At 66.7% G+C, this 16,816-nt stretch carries 19 protein-coding genes; 11 read left to right on the top strand and 8 right to left on the bottom strand.

Annotated elements, in window-relative coordinates; translation table 11 throughout:
- The first annotated feature begins 128 nt into the window (after nucleotides 1-128).
- From AC5Y5V_RS25785 to AC5Y5V_RS25760, 6 genes are all read left to right on the top strand, one after another.
- Nucleotides 129-1,046, top strand: coding sequence for an acetaldehyde dehydrogenase (acetylating) (locus tag AC5Y5V_RS25785; protein ID WP_499940793.1), 918 nt, complete (start codon nucleotides 129-131; stop codon nucleotides 1,044-1,046).
- Nucleotides 1,043-2,104 (top strand): 4-hydroxy-2-oxovalerate aldolase, encoded by a 1,062-nt coding sequence (gene dmpG, locus AC5Y5V_RS25780; RefSeq protein WP_499940792.1) that lies wholly within the window; start codon nucleotides 1,043-1,045, stop codon nucleotides 2,102-2,104. The genes AC5Y5V_RS25785 and dmpG overlap by 4 nt, the downstream gene beginning before the upstream one ends.
- 64 nt (nucleotides 2,105-2,168) lie before the next feature.
- The gene (locus tag AC5Y5V_RS25775; protein ID WP_499940791.1) at nucleotides 2,169-2,471 is read left to right on the top strand and encodes a hypothetical protein; all 303 of its coding nucleotides are present in this window, start codon (nucleotides 2,169-2,171) and stop codon (nucleotides 2,469-2,471) included.
- A gap of 89 nt (nucleotides 2,472-2,560) precedes the next feature.
- Nucleotides 2,561-3,709 (top strand): hypothetical protein, encoded by a 1,149-nt coding sequence (locus AC5Y5V_RS25770; RefSeq protein ID WP_499940790.1) that lies wholly within the window; start codon nucleotides 2,561-2,563, stop codon nucleotides 3,707-3,709.
- Entirely contained in the window at nucleotides 3,706-4,488 is a 783-nt protein-coding gene (locus AC5Y5V_RS25765; RefSeq protein WP_499940789.1) for an SDR family oxidoreductase, read from the top strand. The genes AC5Y5V_RS25770 and AC5Y5V_RS25765 overlap by 4 nt, the downstream gene beginning before the upstream one ends.
- Entirely contained in the window at nucleotides 4,488-5,633 is a 1,146-nt protein-coding gene (locus AC5Y5V_RS25760; RefSeq protein WP_499940788.1) for a sulfotransferase family protein, read from the top strand. Before AC5Y5V_RS25765 ends, AC5Y5V_RS25760 begins: the two co-directional genes overlap by 1 nt.
- 7 nt (nucleotides 5,634-5,640) lie before the next feature.
- Here the strand turns inward: AC5Y5V_RS25760 and AC5Y5V_RS25755 are convergent, their stop codons facing one another.
- Both AC5Y5V_RS25755 and AC5Y5V_RS25750 read right to left on the bottom strand, forming a co-directional pair.
- Nucleotides 5,641-6,087: a hypothetical protein gene (locus AC5Y5V_RS25755; RefSeq protein ID WP_499940787.1), complete on the bottom strand. Its 447-nt coding sequence runs from the start codon at nucleotides 6,085-6,087 to the stop codon at nucleotides 5,641-5,643.
- A gap of 5 nt (nucleotides 6,088-6,092) precedes the next feature.
- Nucleotides 6,093-7,271 (bottom strand): 3-ketosteroid-9-alpha-monooxygenase, oxygenase component, encoded by a 1,179-nt coding sequence (locus AC5Y5V_RS25750; RefSeq protein ID WP_499940786.1) that lies wholly within the window; start codon nucleotides 7,269-7,271, stop codon nucleotides 6,093-6,095.
- A 115-nt stretch (nucleotides 7,272-7,386) separates the two neighbouring features.
- On the opposite strand from AC5Y5V_RS25750, the gene AC5Y5V_RS25745 reads away from it, so the two are divergent.
- Entirely contained in the window at nucleotides 7,387-7,911 is a 525-nt protein-coding gene (locus AC5Y5V_RS25745) for a gamma carbonic anhydrase family protein (protein WP_499940785.1), read from the top strand.
- 7 nt (nucleotides 7,912-7,918) lie between these two features.
- On the opposite strand, the gene AC5Y5V_RS25740 is transcribed toward AC5Y5V_RS25745, so the two are convergent.
- Nucleotides 7,919-9,712: a PE family protein gene (locus AC5Y5V_RS25740; protein WP_499940784.1), complete on the bottom strand. Its 1,794-nt coding sequence runs from the start codon at nucleotides 9,710-9,712 to the stop codon at nucleotides 7,919-7,921.
- Nucleotides 9,713-9,983: 271 nt separating this feature from the next.
- On the opposite strand from AC5Y5V_RS25740, the gene AC5Y5V_RS25735 reads away from it, so the two are divergent.
- Genes AC5Y5V_RS25735 through AC5Y5V_RS25725 form a run of 3 tightly spaced genes read left to right on the top strand, consistent with a single transcriptional unit; the run spans nucleotide 9,984 to nucleotide 11,164 of the window.
- Nucleotides 9,984-10,271: a hypothetical protein gene (locus tag AC5Y5V_RS25735; RefSeq protein ID WP_499940783.1), complete on the top strand. Its 288-nt coding sequence runs from the start codon at nucleotides 9,984-9,986 to the stop codon at nucleotides 10,269-10,271.
- 15 nt (nucleotides 10,272-10,286) lie between these two features.
- Complete coding sequence (locus AC5Y5V_RS25730; protein ID WP_499940782.1) at nucleotides 10,287-10,841, top strand: metallophosphoesterase family protein; 555 nt, start codon at nucleotides 10,287-10,289, stop codon at nucleotides 10,839-10,841.
- A gap of 38 nt (nucleotides 10,842-10,879) precedes the next feature.
- The gene (locus tag AC5Y5V_RS25725) at nucleotides 10,880-11,164 is read left to right on the top strand and encodes a hypothetical protein (RefSeq protein WP_499940781.1); all 285 of its coding nucleotides are present in this window, start codon (nucleotides 10,880-10,882) and stop codon (nucleotides 11,162-11,164) included.
- 15 nt (nucleotides 11,165-11,179) lie between these two features.
- On the opposite strand, the gene AC5Y5V_RS25720 is transcribed toward AC5Y5V_RS25725, so the two are convergent.
- From AC5Y5V_RS25720 to AC5Y5V_RS25700, 5 genes are read right to left on the bottom strand one after another with little or no spacing between them, the layout of a single operon-like run.
- Nucleotides 11,180-11,581 (bottom strand): nuclear transport factor 2 family protein, encoded by a 402-nt coding sequence (locus tag AC5Y5V_RS25720; RefSeq protein WP_499940780.1) that lies wholly within the window; start codon nucleotides 11,579-11,581, stop codon nucleotides 11,180-11,182.
- Complete coding sequence (locus tag AC5Y5V_RS25715) at nucleotides 11,578-12,459, bottom strand: TIGR03619 family F420-dependent LLM class oxidoreductase (protein ID WP_499940779.1); 882 nt, start codon at nucleotides 12,457-12,459, stop codon at nucleotides 11,578-11,580. Before AC5Y5V_RS25715 ends, AC5Y5V_RS25720 begins: the two co-directional genes overlap by 4 nt.
- Nucleotides 12,456-13,649 carry a thiolase family protein gene (locus tag AC5Y5V_RS25710; RefSeq protein ID WP_499940778.1) on the bottom strand — a complete coding sequence of 398 codons (1,194 nt, stop codon included), beginning with the start codon at nucleotides 13,647-13,649 and terminating at the stop codon, nucleotides 12,456-12,458. Before AC5Y5V_RS25710 ends, AC5Y5V_RS25715 begins: the two co-directional genes overlap by 4 nt.
- Nucleotides 13,649-14,704: a thiolase family protein gene (locus AC5Y5V_RS25705; RefSeq protein WP_499940777.1), complete on the bottom strand. Its 1,056-nt coding sequence runs from the start codon at nucleotides 14,702-14,704 to the stop codon at nucleotides 13,649-13,651. Before AC5Y5V_RS25705 ends, AC5Y5V_RS25710 begins: the two co-directional genes overlap by 1 nt.
- Nucleotides 14,705-14,719: 15 nt before the next feature.
- Nucleotides 14,720-15,712, bottom strand: a complete 993-nt coding sequence (locus tag AC5Y5V_RS25700; RefSeq protein ID WP_499940776.1) for a Zn-ribbon domain-containing OB-fold protein — start codon at nucleotides 15,710-15,712, stop codon at nucleotides 14,720-14,722.
- A 58-nt stretch (nucleotides 15,713-15,770) separates the two neighbouring features.
- On the opposite strand from AC5Y5V_RS25700, the gene AC5Y5V_RS25695 reads away from it, so the two are divergent.
- Complete coding sequence (locus AC5Y5V_RS25695; protein WP_499940775.1) at nucleotides 15,771-16,802, top strand: LLM class F420-dependent oxidoreductase; 1,032 nt, start codon at nucleotides 15,771-15,773, stop codon at nucleotides 16,800-16,802.
- Nucleotides 16,803-16,816: the final 14 nt, after the last annotated feature.

Below are 16,816 nucleotides of genomic sequence, written 5' to 3'. Positions count from 1 at the left end.
ATCGCGAGTGCGGCGGAGCCGGGCGAAGCGGGTCGCGACTAATTTGAACAGGAGCGATCGCGAGTGCGGCGGAGCCGGGCGAAGCGGGTCGCGACTAAATTGAATAGGTTTCGATCAAGAGGAGCATCATGCCGGCTAAGGCATCCGTGGCAATTGTCGGATCGGGGAATATCAGCACCGATCTGCTGTACAAGCTGCTGCGATCGGACTGGCTGGAACCACGCTGGATGGTGGGCATCGACCCGGACAGCGAAGGTCTGGCGCGGGCCCGCAAGCTCGGGCTGGAGACCAGCCACAAGGGCGCCGACTGGCTGCTGGAGCAGTCCGAGAAGCCCGACCTGGTCTTCGAGGCGACCAGCGCCTACGTGCATCGGGAGGCGGCGCCCAAATACGAGGCCGCCGGAATCCGGGCCATCGACCTGACGCCGGCCGCCGTCGGGCCGGCCGTGATCCCGCCGGCCAACCTGCGCGCACACTTGGACGCCCCGAACGTCAACATGATCACCTGCGGGGGACAGGCCACGATCCCGATCGTCTATGCGGTGAGCCGCGTGGTGGACGTCCCGTATGCCGAGATTGTCGCGTCGGTGGCGTCAGTCTCCGCGGGCCCCGGCACCCGGGCCAACATCGACGAGTTCACCAAGACCACGTCGCGCGGCGTGCAAACCATCGGCGGCGCCACCCGCGGCAAGGCGATCATCATCCTGAACCCCGCCGATCCGCCGATGATCATGCGCGACACCATCTTCTGTGCCATTCCGGAGGACGCCGACCGCGATGCGATCGCCAAGTCCATCCGGGAGGTGGTGGCCGAGGTGCAGACCTACGTGCCGGGTTACCGGCTGCTCAACGAGCCGCAGTTCGACGATCCGTCCATCAACTCCGGGGGCCAGGCGTTGGTCACCACGTTCGTCGAGGTCGAGGGCGCGGGCGACTACCTGCCGCCCTATGCGGGCAACCTCGACATCATGACTGCCGCGGCGACAAAGGTGGGCGAGGAGATCGCCAAGGAGACGCTGGCCGTGACGGGAGGAGCGCAGGCATGAGTACCGACGACATCTTCTTCAACCCGGTCTGGGACGTCCGGATGACCGACACGTCGCTGCGCGACGGATCGCACCACAAGCGACATCAATTCACCAAGGACGAAGTACAGGCGATTGTGACGGCGCTCGATGCCGCCGGGGTGCCGGTGATCGAGGTGACCCACGGCGACGGCCTGGGCGGCTCGTCGTTCAACTACGGCTTCTCCAAGACGCCCGAGCAGGAGCTGATCAAGCTCGCCGCCGAAACCGCCAAAGAGGCCAAGATCGCCTTCCTGATGCTGCCCGGGGTGGGCACCAAGGAGGACATCAAGGAGGCCCAGGACAACGGCGGCTCGATCTGCCGGATCGCCACCCACTGCACCGAGGCCGACGTGTCCATCCAGCACTTCGGGCTGGCTCGCGAGCTGGGCCTGGAAACCGTCGGGTTCCTGATGATGGCCCACACGATCCCGCCGGAGAAGCTGGCCGCTCAGGCCCGCATCATGGCCGACGCGGGCTGCCAATGCGTCTACGTCGTCGACTCGGCGGGCGCCCTGGTTCTGGACGGGGTGGCCGACCGGGTGTCCGCGCTGGTCGCCGAACTCGGCGACGACGCCCAGGTGGGTTTCCATGGGCACGAAAACCTGGGACTGGGCGTCGCGAACTCCGTGGAGGCGGTGCGAGCGGGTGCCAAGCAGATCGACGGCAGCGTGCGCCGATTCGGCGCCGGTGCGGGGAACGCGCCGGTCGAGGCCCTGATCGGAGTGTTCGACAAGATCGGCGTCAAGACCGGCATCGACTTCTTCGACATCGCCGACGCCGCCGAGGACGTGGTACGCCCGGCCATGCCGGCCGAATGTCTGCTGGATCGCAACGCGCTGATCATGGGCTACTCCGGGGTGTACTCGAGCTTCCTCAAGCACGCCGTCCGCCAGGGTGAACGCTACGGCGTCCCGGCCCACGAGCTATTGCACCGGGCCGGTCAGCGCAAACTGATCGGCGGCCAGGAAGACCAGCTGATCGACATCGCGCTGGAGATCAAGCGCGAGCGGGAGAGCGGCGCCCCCGCGGCCCGCTGACAGGGCATCTCCGGCGATTTGGACTCACAGGTCACACATAGCTGCCGCGCGTAGCCTGGCGCGCATGAGCACTTCCAAGACAGTCAACGCCGGCCGACGCGGACTGTACGGCATCCTTGCTGGTGGGCTGCTTACCGCGACCGCCGCGACCGTGATCGCACTGCCGGTGGCCCACGCGGATCCGCAGTGCAACAAGACCGTGGGTCAGTCCATCGACTCGTACCTGAAACGGCATCCCGACGTGAAGGCGCAGCTGTCCGCCCGGTCCCAGGCGGAAGGTGGCGGCCCGAACGTGATCGACTACTTGAATCGGCATCCGGATGTTCGTCAGTCGCTGATCACGCTGTCGCAGCAATGCACCTCGTAGTGAGTCGGCGTCGTCTCTGAACGCACCAGCCGACACGCGTGAATGTTCGCGGTTGACTAAAAAGTAGAACACGTTCTAGCGTCTAGGTCGTGTCTTTATCCCCCGTTTCGGAACCCCTCACTTCGGCGATCGCGGAGGCCGAGAAGCTGGTAACCGCCGCACCCCACATCGAGACCGAAGCCGACCTGCTCGAAGGGCTGCAGTACCTCGCTGGCTGCGTCGCGGGCTGTCTGCACCTGGCGTTCGATTACGACCGTGATCACCCCTTCCTCCAGTCGGGCACCGGGCCGTTCACCAAGATGGGCCTGGACAATCCCGACACCCTCTACTTCGGCACCTGGGTACACGCCGACCGCGACTATGTGGTCTCTGGTGTCCGCGGAACCACCACCGACCTGAGCTTCCAGTTGCTCGGCGGCGAGTACACCGACGACAACGTGCCCGCCAGCCAGGCCGCGTTCGACGACCGCGAACTCGACATCGCCCCCGACGGCACCTTCGAGTGGCGGCTGCGGCCCACCAGCCCGGGCCAACTCGTGATGCGCGAGGTGTACGCCGACTGGTCCGCGCAGCGCGGCACGCTGACGATTTCGCGGCTGGACACCGCGGGTACCGCGCCGCCGCCGCTGACCCGCGAGATCATCGAAAGGCGTTACGCCACCGCGGGAAAGCAACTTGTGAACCGAGTGAAGACGTGGCTGCAGTTCCCGCAGTGGTTCTATCTGAAGATCCCGGTGAACACGATGGTGCCGCCGCGGTTGACCCCGGGCGGGCTGGCGACGCAGTACTCCTCCGTCGGGCATTTCGAGCTGCGGCCCGATCAGGCGCTGGTGATCACGGTGCCGTCGAGCTCGATGAGCGGTACCCCCTACCTGGGCTTCCAGCTGGGCAGCATGTGGTACATCTCGCTGGACTACATCAACCACCAGACTTCGCTGAACAACGCTCAGGCGCAAGTCGATCCGGACGGCAAGGTCCGCATCGTCGTCGCCGACCAGAACCCGGGCGTTACCAACTGGGTTGAGACACTTGGTCACCGGCGCGGCTTCCTGCAGTTCCGTTGGCAGCGGGTGTCCCGCGAGCTCACCGAGGCCGACGGGCCCACCGTCGAACTGGTAGACCTCGACGCAGTGCCGGCCGCATTGCCGTACTTCGAGGACAACAAGATTTCCGAAGAAGACTGGCGTGCGCGAATCGCGCTGCGCCAGCAGCAGATTGCGGCCAGGATGCTGGGGTGACCGAGATGCTTAAGCGCAAGGTAGTCGTTATCAGCGGCGTCGGCCCGGGTCTTGGGACCACTCTGGCGCAGCGATGCGCGCGCGACGGCGCCGACCTGGTGCTGGCGGCGCGCAGCGCGGACCGCCTCGACGACGTCGCCAAGCAGATCACCGACATCGGGCGGCGCGCGGTGGCGGTGCCCACCGACATCACCGAGGACGATCAGGTGAACAACCTCGTCGACGCCGCGTTGGAGGCGTACGGCAGGGTTGACGTGTTGATCAACAACGCGTTCCGGGTGCCGTCGATGAAGCCGTTGGCGGGCACATCCTTCCAGCACATCCGTGATGCGATCGAACTGAGCGCGCTAGGGGCGCTGCGCCTCATCCAGGGCTTCACGCCGGCGCTGGCGGGGTCGCACGGGTCCGTCGTCAACGTCAACTCCATGGTGCTGCGGCACTCACAGGCGAAGTATGGTGCCTACAAGATGGCCAAGTCCGCGCTGCTGTCGATGTCGCAATCGCTGGCCACCGAGCTCGGCGAAAAGGGCATCCGCGTCAATTCCGTTGCGCCCGGTTATATCTGGGGAGAGACGTTGCAGAGCTACTTCAACCATCAGGCCGGCAAGTACGGCACCACGGCGGAGCAGATCTACCAGGCCACCGCTGCGAACTCCGACCTGAAGCGCCTGCCCACTGAGGACGAGGTGGCGTCGGCGATCCTGTTCATGGCCAGCGACCTGTCCAGCGGAATCACCGGGCAGTGCCTAGACGTGAACTGCGGGGAGTACCACAACTGATGGGGACACGTACCGATATCGCGACCGTGGACGAACTGCACGCATCGGCGACCAAACTAACCGGGCTCGACGATTTCGGCGCCGACGACGACAACTACCGCGAAGCGCTGCAGGTGCTGTTGGACTCGTATCGGCGGGAAGCCGGCCTAACGGTGTTGGGCAGCAAGATGAACCGGTTCTTCCTGCGCGGCGCTCTGGTGGCCAGGCTGCTGTCCGAATCGGCCTGGAAGCAGTATCCGGAGTATGCCGATGTGCCGATCGAGCGGCCGATCTTCGTTACGGGCCTGGTGCGGACGGGCACTACGGCGCTGCACCGGCTCCTCGGCGCCGACCCAGCCCACCAGGGCTTGCACATGTGGCTGGCCGAGTTCCCGCAGCCGCGGCCGCCGCGCGAAACGTGGGAGTCGAACCCGTTGTACCGCAGGCTTGATGACCAGTTCACGCAGCACCATGCGGAGAACCCCGGATACACCGGCCTCCACTTCATGGCCGCATACGAGCTGGAGGAGTGCTGGCAGCTGCTGCGGCAGTCGCTGCATTCGGTGTCCTATGAGACGTTGGCGCACCTGCCGAGCTACGCGGAGTGGCTGTCCGCGCAGGACTGGACGCCGTCCTATCGGCGGCATCGTAGGAACCTGCAGTTGATCGGGCTGAACGATGTTGAAAAGCGTTGGGTACTCAAGAACCCAAGCCACCTCTTCGCGCTCGACGCGCTGATGGCCACCTATCCCGACGCGCTGGTGATCCAGACCCACCGACCGGTCGAGACGATCATGGCCTCGATGTGTTCGCTGGCCCAACACACCGCCGAGGGCTGGTCGACGAATTTTGTCGGCGCCCAGATCGGCGCGGACTCGATGGATACCTGGGCGCGCGGCCTGGAGCGGTTCAATGCCGCACGCGCAAAATATGATTCGGCCCAGTTCTACGACGTCGACTACCGCGACCTGATCGCCGATCCACTTGGCACCGTGGCCGACATATATCGCCATTTCGGTCTGACGCTGACCGACGAGGCCCGAAAGGCCATGGAGGAAAGCCATACCCAGAGCCAGAGTGGGGAACGGGCGCCCAAACACACATATTCGCTGGCCGATTATGGGCTGTCCGTCGAGACGGTCAAGGAGCGGTTCGCGGGACTCTAGTCCAGCTCTAGCCTTCGTCCGGATGCTGCAGATAGCCCTCCGCGACCGCGTGCTCGATGCTGTCGCTCAGCCGCGGGCACGACCTGGTGCGGGCGGTATCTCCGCCGCCGGCACGGACTTCCGCGAAATGCGCGCAACGCTGCGATGCTTCGCCGGTCCATTGCACCGCGGTGTGCCCCGGCCCCAGCCGCTTGACGGTGACGGTGACATGGCAGAACCGGCAGTCCACCGGCCGCAGGCCCGCCGTCAGGTAACGCTCGCGGTCCGCATGGCTGGCCTCGCGAACGGCGGCGGCGCGTTGCGGATCGTTGCTGAAATCTCGTGACTTCGACCAGGATCCAGAGCCGCCGTTGCTCGAGGGCGCGTCGTCGTGATCGTGGTGATCACCGTGCAGCAGCAGCATCGACCGGGCCAGCCGGTCGACGTCGGGCACTGCCGACTGCTCGTCGGACATGTCGTTCAGTGTTGCTCCGCCGGCACTTCTGCCGCGGGGGATTCGGCGTCCTCGGAGTCTCGGGCCTTCAGGTTCTCCGCGACCTCGGCGTTCCAGAACTCGTTGGCGCGGGTGGTGTCCACCTCGATCTCGAAGCGCTCCACCATCTCCGGCTGCACGTCCGCCGCATCCACGTAGAACTGCTGATACCAGCGACGTAGCTGGTAGACGGCGCCGTCCTCCTCGACCAGCAGCGGATTGTCGATGCGGGTCTTGTGCTTCCAGATCTCGACGTCCTGCAGGAAGCCTTTGCTCACACCCTCGGTAAACACCCGCGACAGCTTGTCGGTCATCTTCTCGTCCATGCCTTTTGGCTTTTCGACGATGACGCCCCACTGCAGCACGAACGAATTCTGGGTCACCGGGTAGTGGCAGTTGATCAGGATCGACTCCGCCTTGTAACCGCCGTAGCTGTTGTGCAGCCAGTTGATCATGAACGACGGCCCGAAGTAGGACGCCTCCGAATCCAGATGCGCCTCACCGTAGGAGGTCCCCAGATCGTCCACGTCGGGCCGGCCCACGTTGTGCAAATACTGCGAGGCGATGTGGCCCTCGAAGACGTTCTTGAAGTAGGTCGGCAACCCGAAGTGGATGTAGAAGAAGTGCGCCATGTCGGTGACGTTGTCGATGATGTCGCGGCAGTTGGATCCTTCGATGAGGATGCTGTTCCACCGCCAGTCGGTCCACTCGTCGCTGTGCGACTCCGGGATGTCCGGAATGCGGACGGCGGGGTCCGGCGGGTTGCCCTCGTGGTCATGCCAGACGAACAGCAGGCCGCCGCGGACGTCGGTCGTCCAGGACCGGGTGCGCGCGGTCTTGGGTGTGCGCTTGGCGTACGGCACGAGCTTGCAGCGGCCGTCACCGCCCCAGCGCCAGTCGTGGAACGGGCAGGCGACCTCGTCGCCCTTGATGCTGCCCTCGGAGAGGTCGCCACCCATGTGCCGGCAGTACCCGTCGAGAACCTTGATGTCCCCGTGCGAGTCGGCGAAGATCACCAGCTTGGTGCCGAACGCCTGGACCGAGTGCGGTTTCCCGTCCCGGAAGTCCTGCGCGACGCCCAGGCAGTGCCAGCCGCGGGCGTACCTGGTCGGCAGCGCGCCGGGATCGATCTCCCGGACACCGACCGCGCTTGTCTCGGTGCTCACGTGGTTTCCTCCAACTCGCTAGCCTCTAACTAGAACACGTTACAGTTTTGGGCCCGGCAAGCGCAATCGCGGCGAGTCCTGCCACGGCATATGCGCGTTACGGTATATGTAATTGATGCCGCTGTTTGCTTTCGAAGGTCGCGCACCGCGGATCGACCCCACCGCATTCGTCGCCCCGACCGCGACCCTGATCGGCGACGTCGTCGTGGAGGCGGGCGCGTCCGTTTGGTACAACGCCGTGCTGCGCGGCGACTACGCGCCGATCGTGGTGCGGGAGGGCGCCAACGTGCAAGACGGATCCGTGCTGCACGCACCGCCCGGCATCCCCGTCGACATCGGCCCCGGGGCGACGGTGGCGCACCTGTGCGTCATCCACGGCGCGCACATCGGCGCCGAGGCGCTGGTCGCCAACCACGCCACCGTGCTCGACGGCGCGGTCATCGGGGCGCGCTGCATGGTTGCGGCCGGCGCCCTGGTGGTGGGCGGCACGCAGATTCCGGCCGGGATGCTGGTGACGGGCGCGCCGGCCAAGGTGAAAGGGCCGATCGCGGGGACGGGCGCCGAGATGTGGGTCAACGTCAACCCGCAGGCCTACCGAGAGCTGGCGATGCGGCACATCGCCGGGCTCGACCCGGTCTAGCCTGCGGTCACGCCAGGCCGGCCACTCCGGGCATGCCGAACAAGAGGCCGCCGGTGCCGCCGGTCCCAGGTGTTCCGTTGACCGTCCCAGCTCCGCCGTTGCCGCCGTTGCCGCCCTCGCCGACCAGCTGGGCATTGCCGCCGTTGCCGCCGTTGCCGCCGTTGCTGCCCGGATTGTTCGACCGCCCGCCGGCGCCACCGGCGCCGCCAGAGCCCAAGGCCCCTGCCTTTCCGCCGTCTCCTCCGTTGCCACCGGGGCCCGCCCCGGCAAAGCCGCCCTCGCCACCCGTGCCGCCGTCGCCAGAGAGCTGACCCCCGGCGCCGCCCGCGCCGCCGGCGCCGCCTGCTGCAGGTCCCAGCCCTCCGGCGCCGCCGGTGCCCCCCAACCCGAGTAGTCGGGCGGCACCGCCGCCACCGCCTGCGCCGCCGACGTGAGCCGACGACGCTCCACCGCCACCGCCGGCACCCCCTGATCCGAACGCGCCCGATCCGCCTCCGGCTCCGCCGGCGCCGCCGTTGTTGCCGTTCGACAGTCCGCCGCTGCCGCCGGTGCCACCGTTTCCGACGAACCCCGCGCCCTTGCCTCCGCCTCCTCCGGCTCCGCCGTCGGCGCCCTGCGAGGATCCGCCTGCACCGCCTTGCCCGCCGTTGCCGGACAACGAACCGGCGGCGCCACCGATGCCGCCGACACCCCCGGGGCCCCCGGTGGTCCCTTGGGAGGCTCCGCCGCCGCCTCCGGCGCCACCATCACCGGTCAGGGTGCCGCCGCCCCCGCCTGCCCCGCCGGCGCCGCCCGCAAAGTTCGTGCCGCCGGTCGAAGCGCCGCCGGCGCCCCCGTTGCCGCCGGCACCGATCATGCCTGCGTGGCCGCCGATTCCACCCGCGCCGCCACTGGCGGCTATGGAAAAGCCGCCGGCACCACCGGAGCCGCCAGCGCCCAGGATCGTCCCGCCGGCACCCCCGCCCCCGCCGGCACCGCCGTTTCCGGACGACGAGATGCCACCGTCACCACCCGTGCCGCCGGCGCCGAACAGACCCCCATGACCGCCGTCACCGCCGGCACCGCCGGGAGCGGACCCGCTGCTGCCGCCGGTTCCGCCGTGGCCGCCGAGACCGTAGAGCATGCCCCCGTTACCACCGGCTCCGCCGGCACCTCCGTTGCTGGGTGACTGCCCTCCGCTGCCGCCCGCGCCGCCACTGCCGAACAGGCCGGCGTTGCCGCCGGCACCCCCGGCCCCGGCGGCAATGGGGAACGCAGGGCTCGCGTCACCGCCCGTCCCGCCGTTGCCGGCGGTACCGCCGAAGAGCCCGGCGTTGCCACCATTGCCGCCCTTTCCGCTTATGCCGCCCGATCCGCCGTTGCCGCCGTTGCCGTAGAGGATCCCGCCGTCGGTGCCGTTTTGTCCGGTCCCCGGTACGCCGTTGGCGCCGTTGCCGATCAGCGGACGCCCGAGCAGCGCCTGGGTGGGGGCGTTGACCGCGTTCAACAAACCCTGCTCCACGGTCTGCAGGGGTGAGGCGTTGGCGGCTTCGACGCTTGCGTACGAGCCAGCGGCGGCGGCCAGGGTGCTGACGAACTGGTCGTGAAACGTCATCGCCTGCGCACTCAGGGCTTGAAAGGCCACGCCTTCCTTCGCGAAGACTGTGGCAATGGCCGCCGACACCTCGTCGGCGGCAGGTGGCAGGACACCCGTCGTCGCTGCGGCGGCCGAATGGGTGGCCTCGCTGACCGCGGTACCGATGCCCGCCAAGTCCCTTGTCGCCGCCGCCATCTCAGCCGGGTTGGTCACTAGGAATGACATCGTGGACCTCCGCGTCGCGCGCCAGACTGCTAAGCAAGCAAGGTTTCGAGCCTGCGCGCAACGTAACAAGCCGCCGATGGTCCGATGTGGCCTTTCAGGCAACCCGGAAGGTACTGGGAGGTGATTACCAGGTAACGGCATGAGGGCCCGAATCGCGCTGACCGTATCCAAGGATCCGTCCAGAATCCGCCAAGGATCCGCCAAGTCGCCGGCCGGATAGTTGCGACGAAAGATTCAGTAGCACAGCCGAAAAGGATCGGGGTCGATCAGCATGTCTAACTCGCCCACAACTCTGCCGCGGGATGACAAAGCGTTGGCGCGCAATAACGTTGCACAGCAGACGCCGACGCTCATCACCGAGCGACAGGTTCTGTTCAGCACCGCAGTGGCGCTGTCGCAATCCGCTCTTCGGCCGCCGCTGGGCGCCCGCCTTCTCGCCGCGATGAGGGGCTTGTTTGCCTCCCCGCCGAAAGAAGGTGGCGTGGCGCGGCGCGACCAGGCGCGACGATACTCGTTCCTGGACGACTCGATGATGGCCCGGGAAATGGACCGGCTCTAGACAAGGAGACCGCCGGTGCGGCTACTGGTGATCGCCGACACTCCTCCGCAATTGCGTATGGGGATACCTGAGTGCGTGACGGCACACGAGATCGATGCCGTGGTCACCGTTGGTGATCTCACGCGCTTCGACCTCGAGGGAATCGACCGGGTACCGGTCCCCACCCTTGGGGTCTACGGAAACCATTGCGACGGGCGCTATCTCAAGGATCTGGGGATCAAGAACCTGCATCTGGGGCGGGCGGTCGTGGGCGGCGTGTCGTTCGCCGGTCTGCAGGGCTGCGTTCGGTACAAGCCCGGCACACCCGACATCCTGTACACCCAGTGGCAGTACAAGTGGCTGGTCAAGGGGCTCCGTGCCGCCGATGTACTGGTGACGCACTGCCCGCCGCGAGGTGTCAACGACCATCAGGATCCGGCGCACGTGGGAATCGATGCATTGCGGAAATGGCTGGACCGCGTCCAGCCGAGGGTGTTGATCCACGGCCACACGTACCCGGCCGAGCCGATGACGTCCTACGGAACTACCCGCGTCGAATACGTGCGCGGCGCACGAATCGTGACCGTCTGAAACGACGGGCACCGCGACAACTTCGACAGTGAGGAACTATGGACCTGGCATTCGACGTCGGCGAGAGCTCGGCGCGGTTTCATCGGAATCCGACGACCGGGCACGCGTATCTCCTCATCGACGGTCAGAAAACCACGCTTGCAAGCCCGCTGAGCCCATCCACACACTTCAGCATGCAGCTGGCAAGGGAGTGGAAAGTCTCCCACCGCGGACATACGGTTGCGATCGAGAAGGTTCGTCCGCGACTGTTCGGCGGATTTCGTCCAGCGTCCTACGTTGTGCGGGTCGACGGCCAGGAGGTCGTCACCACCCGCGGCTTCTGATCGAATGGCGTGCGATCACGCCTTCTTCGCGCTCGCGGTGGCCTTAGCCAGCTCCCAGTAGGCACGTAGCGCCACCATTTGCCCGTCGTCGTTGGCTTTGTAGGTGAACACGCCCTCGGCGGTGACCTGGTAGCCGCCCGCGGTGATCAGGATGTGCCCGACGTTGGCTTCCTCGTTGCCGCACTGGTAGGTTTCGCGGAAAAGGAACTCGATCTTGTCGGTCGGCGCGATCGCGAGGTCCCAGAACCGCGAGATCGCTTCCTTGCCACGGTGTCCCTTGCCTTCGGGATCGAAGTGCGATGGGCCGATGGGGTCTTCGACGATGGCGTCATCGGCGAACACCGCCAGCCAGGCCTCCTTGTCGCGGGCTGCCACCGCCTCACGGGACCTTCGGCCCGCTTCGTGCGCCGGACTCATTTGTCCTGCCACCCCGAGTGGATGTAGGTGTCGGCGAAGCGCTTCAGCGAATCCTGTTTCTTGTCCAGCGGCGCGTCGAAGCCGTGGCCGTCGAAGATCCACGGAATGGTGATGTAGTCGGTCACCCCGATTTCGGCGAGTTCGCGGTGGCCGTCCACGCCGAACTTGTCCATGCAGACGGCTTGGTACTCGAAAGAATCTTCCGCACGGCCATTTTCGGCAAGCAATGCCTTGAGCTTGCCGATGGTGTCGTCCAATTGCGCGTGCGTCATCATGGCGCTGGTCCAGCCGTCGCCGATGCGGGCCGCGCGCTTGAGTGCGACGTCGGTGTGGCCACCCACATAGAACGGCACGGGCTTACTCGGTGCCGGGCTCATCTGCAGGCGGTCGAAATCGTAAAACTCGCCGTGAAATTCGACCATGCCGCCGGCCAGCACCAGCTTGATGACCTCGATCATCTCGTCGACGCGTTTGCCGCGGCGCGCATACGGCACCCCGCACCATTCGAATTCTTCAGGTGCCCAGCCGATTCCGACTCCAAAGCCGAAACGGTTGTTGGTCAGGTTCGCTACCGAGCCGACCTGCCGGGCCAGCAGCAGCGGGTTGCGGGACCCGAGCTTCATCACATTGGTGTAGAACCGCAGCTTCGAGGTCACCGCGCCCATGGCGCCGGCCAGGATCAGCGGGTCGACCCACGGGGTGTTCTCGTCGAACATCCGCTTGCCATCCGCGGTGTAGGGATAGTCGACGGACTGCTTCTCGAAATAGAAGATCGAATCCGGCAGCGCGATCGAGTCGAAACCGACTTCCTCTGCGGTTTTGGCCAATTCGGTCAGCTGGTCGATCGGTCCCATCGCGATACTGAGGGTGTACTTCATCCGGTGGCCTGCTCCGGCTTGTCCTTGCCGACCACCCACATCGAGTAGTACTGCGAGCCGCCGCCGTAGGCATGCCCCAACGCCTTTCGGACGTTGGGGACCTGGTGGTCGCCGGCCTTGTCCATCACCTGGATCGCCGCCTCGGCGAAGCGGATCAGGCCCGACGCGCCGATCGGGTTCGACGAGAGCACCCCGCCGGAGGGGTTTACCGGTAGGCGTCCCCCGATCGCGGTCTCGCCGGCCTCGGTGAGCTTCCAGCCTTCGCCCTCAGGGGCAAAGCCCAGGCTCTCCAACCACATTGGTTCGAACCAGGAGAACGGCACATAGATCTCGGCGGCGTCGATCTCGTCGATCGGGCTGGTGATCCCGGCAGCCTTCCACAACGCGGCGGCCGCGTCCCGGCTGGCCTGCGGGCTGACCTGGTCACGGCCCGAGAACTGGAGCGGTTCGGTGCGCAGCGCGGTCGCGTGGATCCACGCCACCGGATGTCCGTCGGCCAGCCGCGATTCGGCGATCTCCTCGTTGCCGATCACGACGGCGGCGGCGCCGTCGGACGACGGGCAGGTCTCGTCGTAGCGGATCGGGTCCCACAGCATGGGCGACTCCATCACCTTTTCCACGGTGATGTCGGGCTGGTGGAGGTGGGCCAACGGGTTGCGTACGCCGTTGAGCCGGTCCTTGACAGCGACCATGGCACCAATGTGCGTGGGCGCGCCGGATCGCCGGATGTAGGACCGTACGTGCGGGGCGAAATACCCGCCCGCGCCGGCGCCGACGGGCTTGATGAACGGAATCGGAATCGAAAGCGCCCACATGGCATTGGATTCCGACTGCTTCTCCCAGGCCATTGCCAGCACCCGACGGTACTTGCCGGACTGGACCAGACTGGCGGCCACGACGGCGGTGGACCCACCGACCGATCCCGCGGTGTGCACCCGGATCAGCGGCTTGCCGGTGGCGCCCATCGCGTCGGCCATGAACAGCTCCGGCATCATGACGCCCTCGAAGAAGTCCGGTGCCTTGCCGACGACGACCGCGTCGATGTCGTCGAAGGTGGAGCCGGAGTCTTCCAGCGCCCGGTCGATGGCCTCGCGGACCAGGCCGTTCATCGAAACGTCTTTGCGCTTCGCTACATATTTGGTTTGTCCGGTACCGAGTACCGCGGCGAGATGCGCCCCTGCGCCGGCCATCAGTTCTGTCCTTCCATGACCGCGACCAGATTCTGTTGCAGCGCCGGCCCGCTGGTGGCGTGCGCCAGCACCCGTCCCGCCGATCCGTTCCAGATGTGTTGGGCTGCGAGGCCGATGCGCTCGAGACCGGCGACGAACATCGGGTTGGCCGCCAGCGCGCCGCCCGACGGATTCACCTTCGTCGACCCGTTCAGCCCGATCGCCTCGGCAAGGATCAGGTGCTGGTGGGTGAAGGGGGCGTGGATCTCGGCGACGTCGATCCCGTCGGCGCCGGCCGCCTTCGCGGAAGCCGCGGTGGACGTCGACACGGTGAGGTCGCGCAGGCCCAGCGCCGGTGTCTCGATGCGGTGCTCGATTCCCGTTATCCAAGCCGGGTTTTCGCGCAGTTCGCGGGCGCGGTCGTCGGCGGCGAGCACGATCGCGGCGGCGCCGTCGGTGATCGGAGCGATGTCGTGGCGGCGCAGCGGGTCGTTGAAGAACGGCCGGGAGAGCAGTTCGTCGATGCTCTTGGCCGGCTTCTCGGCGTCATTGCGTTCGGACTGGGCGAACGAGTCGAGAGCCACCTGCGCCATCTGCTCGGCCGTCCACTTACCGTTGTCCAGCCCGATGCGGGCCTGCAGGCCGGCCATCGACACCGAGTCCGGCCATAGCGGCGCGACCGTGTAGGGGTCGGTCTGGCGGGACAGGATTTGGCGCAGAATGCCCGCGGACGACTTGCCGAAGCCGTACACCAGTGCGGTGTCGACCTCACCGGTGAGGATCTTGATGTAGGCCTCGTAGAGCGCCCACGCTGCGTCCATCTCGACGTGCGACTCGTTGATGGGCGGCACCGCGCCGATCGAGTCGATCGCCGAGATGAACGAAAATGCCCTTCCGGCAAGGTAATCCGACGAGCCCGAACACCAGAAGCCGATGTCGGCCTTGGTGATGCCCAGGTCTTCGTACAGTTGCGCGAAACACGGCATCAGCATTTCGACGCCGTTGGTGGTGCCCTCCGTGCGGCGGACATGCGGCGCGTGGGCGAAACCCACCACCGCGACATTGCGAGCGCTCATGTGTAGGTAAGCCCTTTACAGGTGGTGCTTGTAGGTGTCGTATTCGGCGTCCGGTTCGCCGGTGGGCCGGAAGTATTCGATGTTGTCGATGCCGTAGCCCCATTCCTCGCGGGGCTTCCACACCGCCTCGACGCGCATGCCCATCCGCACCTCGTGGGCGTCGATGTCGGCGACCAGGTGCAGGAACGGAATGTCCGCGCCGTCGAGCAGCACGTAGGCCGCGACGTACGGAGGCTTGATGCGCTGGCCCTGGAACGGGATGTTGATGATCGCGAACGTCGTCACGATGCCCTTGTCCGGCAGGTCGACGAAGTCGGTGGTGGCCAGGCCGGTGGCCGGGTCGGCGCCGTGCGGCGGGAAGTACACCTTCCCGTTCTCGCCGGTCTTGGCGCCGATCAGCTTGCCCTGCGCGATGGCCCGCAGGTAGGCGCTCTCCTCGTGCGACGCGGTGTGCTGGATCGTCAGCGACACCGGCGTCACGATCATGGTGACCGGGTCCTGCTCGGAGCTGGTCTCTGGCGCCGGCTCTTCTTCGTCGCCGGGCACGAAGTAGGCGATGTCGGTGATGGCGCCCACGGTCTCGTCGGCCCAGTGCACGCGTACCCGGTCGCCGGACTTGATCTGGTCCGGCGACTTCGCGTCGACCGCGTGCAGCAGGGGGGTGTCGGCGCCGTCGAGCTTGATCAGCGCCCAGGCGAACGGCCGGTCCAGCGGCTCGCCGCCGAGCGGCTCGGGCTGCCAGCTCCAGGAGACGACGGTGCCGACACTGGCCACCGGTACCATCTCGCCCAGAGGTTCGTAGGTAACCGGGTCGTATTCGGCCGGTGGCACATGCACCCGACCATCCGACCCGCGCACCCCCAGAATGTGCCGGTCACGCAGCGCGGTGAAGAACTTACCGAGCGTGGGACCAACCGAACGGGTGTAGTCGAAGGACAACGTAAGTGGCGCGGAGAGGGGCGGCTCATGCTGATCGATCAGGGTCGGGCCGCTCGAACTGGCTGTCACGCCTTCGAGTAGAACAGGTTCTAAGAATGGTTTCAACATCGTCTTGGAGAGGCTCCGCATGAAGCTCGGTCTGCAACTCGGTTATTGGGGTGCCAACCCGCCGGAGAACCACGCGGAACTCGTCTCCGCCGCAGAGGATGCCGGATTCGACGCCGTCTTCACCGCCGAGGCGTGGGGATCCGACGCGTACACCCCGCTGGCCTGGTGGGGCTCGGCGACGCAACGGCTGCGCCTGGGCACGTCGGTTGTGCAGCTGTCCGCGCGGACGCCGACGGCCTGCGCAATGGCCGCGCTGACGCTGGACCACCTGTCCGGCGGCCGCCACATCCTGGGGCTGGGCGTCTCCGGGCCGCAGGTGGTGGAGGGCTGGTACGGCGCCAAGTTCCCCAAGCCGCTGGCCCGCACCCGCGAATACATCGACATCCTGCGCCAGGTGTGGGCGCGGGAGGCGCCGGTGACCAGCGGCGGCCCCCACTATCCGCTGCCGGTGACCGGTGCAGGTACGACCGGCCTGGGCAAGCCGCTCAAGCCGATCACCCATCCGCTGCGCGCCGACATCCCGATCATGCTGGGCGCCGAGGGCCCGAAGAACATCGCCCTGGCCGCCGAGATCTGCGACGGCTGGCTGCCGATCTTCTACACGCCGCGGATGGCCGACACCTACAACGAGTGGCTCGACGAGGGCTTTTCCCGGCCGGGTGCGCGCCGCAGCCGTGAGGACTTCGAAATCTGCGCGACCGCGACCATCGTCATCACCGACGACCGCGCGGCCGCCTTTGCGGGCATGAAGCCCTACCTCGCCCTGTACATGGGCGGCATGGGCGCCGAGGACACCAACTTCCACGCCGACGTGTACCGGCGGATGGGTTATGCCGACGTGGTCGACGACGTCACCAAGTTGTTCCGCAGCAACCAGAAGGACAAGGCCGGCGAGATCATCCCCGACGAGCTGGTCGACGACGCCGCGATCGTCGGCGACCTGGACTACGTGCGTAAGCAGGTGAAGGTCTGGGAGGCCGCCGGCGTCACCATGATGGTGGTCAACGGCCGCAATGCCGAGCAGATCAGGGAGCTTGCCACCCTGATCTAGGGGTTCCTTGCGGG

Source organism: Mycobacterium sp. NGS68, assembly GCF_059812195.1.
This window is presented reverse-complemented; position numbering and strand designations above follow the sequence as displayed.